This is a genomic window from Clostridium sp. CAG:265, from assembly GCF_000436575.1.
GTDB classification, from domain to species: Bacteria; Bacillota; Clostridia; order Clostridiales; family Clostridiaceae; genus Clostridium; species Clostridium lentum.
The window spans coordinates 1-6,054 of sequence record NZ_FR886625.1 but is presented as its reverse complement, the minus strand read 5'-3'; the positions used below and the strand labels follow the sequence as shown (position 1 = coordinate 6,054).

The window sequence follows — 6,054 nt, the reverse complement described above, 5'->3', positions numbered from 1 at the left end:
AGAGCACACACCAAATATGAAGTATTATTTACTCAAAACTATGCAGAAAGTGGAACATGGAACTTAGGAACTGTACAAATTGGAAATGGTAAAAATGAAGTAACTGTACCAAGTGGTAAGTTTAATATGGATGTTGAAAAAGGTGGAAATGTATATATAAGACCTGTTTCAGGATGGTATGAACAACAAAAAATAAATGTGCGTGTAAGTGGTGGAAGTAAGATTCCGCATTTAAATGTAAATAATATAATAACTGATAGTAACAAACAAGAAGAAGCTAAGAATTTAATAAGAGAATACATAAAAAATCTTAAATTATATGTATCTGATTTACCAAGTCTTTACCCAACAGTAGAAGATAAGGAAAATAATCAATACAAATATGATGAAAAGACAGCTGTATTAAATAGTACAGAAATTGAAAGTGAAAGAGTAATGTTAACTCTTAGCGCAACAGAAGTTTTAACAGGTATTACACAAGGTCTTAATGGAGATGAAAATGCTGAAGTTGACAGATTATATGATGCACTTTTAGCTTGGGAACAACTTATGGAAATTTCATATTCATTAAAAGGTGTAACAGAAACAGCTATTGACTTTAATAATAATGGAAAAATAGATAATAATAAATCTGATACTGCTAGTTTAATTGATGGATTAACAGAACAAGAATACTTTAACAAACATAGAGCTCCAAGAAGCCGTATAAATATAAAATATCAAAGAATGTTTACAGGAGCATTTATGTATGCATCTTCTCATCATGTTGGAATAGATGCAGGCTCTGGTATTGGATTAGTACAAGGTGTACCATTTAAGTTTAATACTACAGGAAATATAACTAATCCTAATGAAGGTAGTTTATATGGATGGGGTATATCTCATGAAATTGGACATACTCAAGATGTAGCAGGATTAACTCAAGCTGAAGTTACAAATAATATTTTAGGATTAATTGTACAAACATTTAATGGAAATGCAAATTCAAGACTTGAAAATGGAACTTATACTACAATGTATGACAAAGTAACATCAGGTAGTGTTGGAGCAACCAGTGATATAGGTGCAAAACTAGGAATGTATTGGCAATTACATTTAGCATATGATAATAATGAAACTTATAAAATGCTAGAAAATAATAAAGATACAGATCCAAATAATGATTCATTCTATGCTAAGTTATATAGAGCTAATAGAATGAAAGCAGCAGCACCGAAGGAAGAAGGATATGATGCAGTAGAACAAACATTTATCATGAGAGCTTCTGATGCAGCACAAAAGGATTTAAGAGAGTTCTTTGAGAAGTGGGGAATATTAGCAAGCCCTAATACTAATAAATATTTAGATGAAATGAAGTATGAAAAAGAAACAAGAGCTATATACTACTTAAATGATGAAGCAAGAAGAAGAAGATTAGATACATCTAATACTGAAACTATGGCTAAGGACACAGCAGTAGTAGCAAACTTTGGAACAGATAATGAAGGAAATCAAATTACTTCTAAATCTTACTTAAATCAAAAGGAAGTTCCATTAAACTTAAGTGTAACAAAAGATTCAGATAAGATTTTAGGATATGAAATTATAAGAAAAGAATCAACAGCAACAGGTATTGTGGAATCGCCAGTAGGTTTTGTTGAAAGAGACAGAACAAGTGAATCAGGGGTAACAACTTATGTTGATTCAATAGATACATTAAATAATAGAGTTGTAGCATATAAGGTTGTTGCTTATGACTATGATTTAAATAAAACTGAAGAAACAGTTATAGGAGAACTTAAAATAGCTCACAATGGAAGTATTTCTGAAACTGATTGGGTATTAAGTACTAATACAACTAATGATGAAGATGAAAGAGATGAACATAGTGGTCATGGAACAATGCAACATGGTGTAATAAAGAGAATCAATGACAATAATACAGATACAGTGTTCCAAGGTATGAAAGATGGAAGCGAAGATCCATATGTAATTATTGATTTAAATAAAAATAATTCATTAGTAGGTTTAACTTACACAGCACCACAAAATACTGCTAAGAAATTCTCATTTAGAAATCTATTCAGTAGAAATACAGAAAAGGTATATACACCTATATCAAAATATGAAGTGTATACAAGTTTAGATGGAAATAGCTGGACATTAGCAAGCAGTGGAACATTTGACAACACTAAGACTACTCAAACAGTATATTTTAGCGAAGATGGTAAAACAGAAGCACAACAACTTTGGTCATATGATGCAAGATATGTTAAATTAGTTGCTAAAGGAAATTCTGAAATATCAATAGCAGAGTTAGATTTATTAACGGCTGCTGGTGATAATATAGAAATTGGAACAGATAATAATGAACAATTATCTAAAAATGGAATTGGTAGATTAAAATCTGATTATGAATATGAATCTGGCAAAGTTATTCCAAAGGGGTCTATAATTGTAACAGGTGAGTATAGAGGAAATCCTGCATTTAATATACCTTTAGTATTAAATGAAAATGATGAAAACTTTGCAATAAAAGCAAATACTATACTTTTAGCTACATTACCAGAAAATTCAGAGCTTTCAGAAGTGGCAAAGGGAACTTGGATTTATTGGATAGAACCTAATAATCAAGGAAAAGTAGAGAGCGATAAAGGTCAGGTAGATAATATAGAAGGAACTTCAATTAAAGCTGAACTTTACAGATACAATAAATTAGATAATAATGGAGCACCAGTAGGTCAAAGATTAGTAAGTGATACGTTCTTATATGAATTACCAAGTGATTTAAACACATTACCTGAAATAGAGTTTAATAGTTCTAATGCAAGAGCAATTAAAAATGAAAATACAACAGTAATGGAAATAAATGGTGAATTAATGAACAAAGCATTTGAAAATAGATAATAGTAATGGGGGAATAACTTATGAAGAGAGCAAGGACAAGAGTTAAAGTTGCAATTGCCTCAGCATTAGCTATATCTTCGACGGCGGCAGTTATATATGCCGCTCCGGAGATAATGAAGGCAGCTACTTACAGAGCTTCAGAAGAAGCTGTATATCTTGATGTTGAAAAGTTAACTAGTAATACAGTAAAGGTATCTTTAGATAATATTCAAGATATAGCTAAATCTATGCAATTTAGTATTAAGCTAGATGGAAATGTAAAGATAAAATCTAATGAAGATGGAACATATAAAATAGCTGATTTACTTACAAAAACAGTAGAGGCAAAAACTAGTGAAAGTGAAAAGCCATCTAAAAATAGCATATTTACAGATTATACATATAACGAAGCAGACAATACTTTAAATGTTATTATTACATCAGATAGTGCATTACCTAAAACAGGAAATAAAGTAGAATTATTTACATTAGAAATAGAAGCAAAGGATTCTAATAACAGAACATATAATATAATTCCTAATACTAATGAATTATTCAAATATGTTGCAAAAGATAATACAGAATATTCTAATTTAGCAGTTAATTATAATGAAAAATCCTTAAGTTTAAATACAGCACCAAAAGTAACAGTAGAAAAAGATGTTATAGATATATATGATGGTGACAAATTAGTATTTAATGAAATAGAAGGATTAAAAAAGACAGACAAAGATAATGATGAAGTCACTTTAGAAGTAAGAGATATTACTAATGTAACTGACGAAAGTAAAGAAGATACTCAACCACTTATAACAGAATTTACTTCGGAAGAAGTTGGAACACATACATTTAAAGTTTATGCTGTTGATAGTATGGGTGAAAAATCAGAGCCTATTAAATTAATGGTAAATGTAAAGTATAATACAGAACTTGAAAAACCAACAATTACAGGAGCTGAAAAAGTTGAAATTGAAAGTGGAACAGTATTTAATTTATTACAAGGAGTAACTGCAACAGATGCTAAAGGAAGAAATCTTCAAGTAAATGTAACTGGAGATTTAAACTTAAATCCAGAAGAAGATACAAAATATACATTAACATATTCTGCAACTGATAAGTATGGAAAAACTACTGAAGTACAAAGAGAAGTATCTGTTAAAGTTAATAAGGCACCAGTAATTAATGGGGCAGATAATAAGGTTATTAATATAGGAGAAAGCTTTAATCCAAAAGCAGGAGTAACTGTTACTGATGATAGAGATGAAAATTTAACTTCACAATTATCTATAGATGGAAAAGTAAATACTGCAGTACCAGGTGAATATAAATTAAATTATTCTGTAACTGACTCAGGAAACAAAACTACTAAGCTTCAAAGAACAGTAAGAGTTAATAGAGCACCAATAGTATCAGGGAATGATAGTGCTATTGTTATAAAGAGTGGAACAGTAGTAACAGAAGAAATGATTTTAGGTGGAATTAATATAACTGATGAAACAAGTTACACAACAAGTGTTACAGTTCCAGAGATAAATGGAGAAGGTAGATATGATGCTGAAATCAAAGTAATAGATGCAGATAATGCAGTAACTACAGTTACAAGAAAGATTGTTGTTAGTAATGGAAGTACAGCAGAATTACCTAATAGTGGACAAGGTTCATCAAAGGAAGAATCAATAGCTGTACAAGTTATAGATGCTGATGGAATAACTTCATTAAATGAAAAATTAAGTAAAGCAACTAAAGATTATAAGATAACTAGCACTAAGAAAGAGTTTTCAAATTATGTTCAATATAGCTTTGAAATGACTAAAAAGGAAGCTGTATTTAGAAATTCTGGAACAGTATATTTAGAAGTAAGAGTTCCTAAAGAGATTGATAATAGTACAGGTGGAATTGTTATTACAGAATATGTTGAAATATTAGCAACAAATGTTACTATAAACAATAAAGAAAACTTAAATCATTATATAAAGAGTGATGATGAAATTGAATTAACTGCAACAGTTACACCTGATAATGCAACTAATAAAGAAATAGAATGGAATAGTTCTAATGAAGAAGTTATTGCAATTGAAAAAACTGAAAATGGTGTTAAGTTAGTAGCAAAAGGATATGGTATTGCAACTGTTACAGTAAGTGCAGTTGATGGTAGTGGAGCATTTGATGAATTTACATTTAGTGTATCACATGACTTCAAGGAGTTACCAGAGGATATAACTGTAGTTGGTGGAGAAGGAACAGAAGAATCACCAGTAATATATAAAACAGAAAATATTGATTCATTAAAGGAACTATTAAATCTTGCAAAAGACGAATATAAAGTTATGCTACAAGATAAAGAAACTATAAGTGAAAGTGAAATTGAATATAAATTAGTTTTAAAAGAGAAGAGTAGCTTATTTAAATTATTAAGAACTGCTAATATTGATGAAGAGTCACATTATATTTCAGTAAGAGTGCCAAATAGTGATGAATTTGAAAATGAAATTTATAAGTTAACTAAAAATGATATAAAGGCACCAACTCTTATTTATGATGGTGCATCACAATTGATAGTTGAAAATGGTTCTAAATTTAAAATGCCAGATGTAAAGGCAAAGGATAATTTAGATAAAAATGTTACTGTAACACATGTAATAAAAGATGAAAGTGGTAAAGTTGTAAAAGATATAGATTCAAATGTAGAAGGATTATACACAATAACATATAGTGCAACTGATTCAAGTGGTAATAAATCATCAGAATTGATTGTTAAAGTTAAAGTATTAGAAGCTGATAAGGAAGCACCAGTATTTGAGTATAATGGTGATAAAATTATAGTTTTAGAAAATGGAAGTGAATATGTAGAGCCTGAAGTAACAGCATATGATAATGTTGAAGGTAATGTAGCAGTAACAAAGATAATAACTAAAGACGATGAAGTTGTAGAAAGTATAAATACAACTATATCTGGAAAATATAAAGTTGTATATACTGCTTCTGATAGTGCTGGAAATACAGCTACATTAGAGATAATAGTAGTTGTAAAGGAAGCTCAGAATAATACAACACCAGATGTACCAGAAACTCCAGAGAAACCAGATCAAAAGCCTGAAATACCGGATGTACCAGCTCAAAAGCCTGAAACGCCAGATGTACCAGAGCAAAAACCAGAAACTCCAGAGAAACCACAGGATAAAGAAGCTC

Annotated in this window: 2 protein-coding genes; both read left to right on the top strand. The window is 29.9% G+C overall.

Going from position 1 to position 6,054, the window contains the following annotated elements; translation table 11 throughout:
• On the top strand, positions 1-2,886 hold a 2,886-nt coding region (locus Q5O29_RS08035; protein ID WP_302631938.1), incomplete at its 5' end, for a M60 family metallopeptidase.
• 20 nt (positions 2,887-2,906) lie between these two features.
• The coding region (locus Q5O29_RS08030; protein WP_302631936.1) for an immunoglobulin-like domain-containing protein at positions 2,907-6,054 on the top strand (3,148 nt) is incomplete at its 3' end.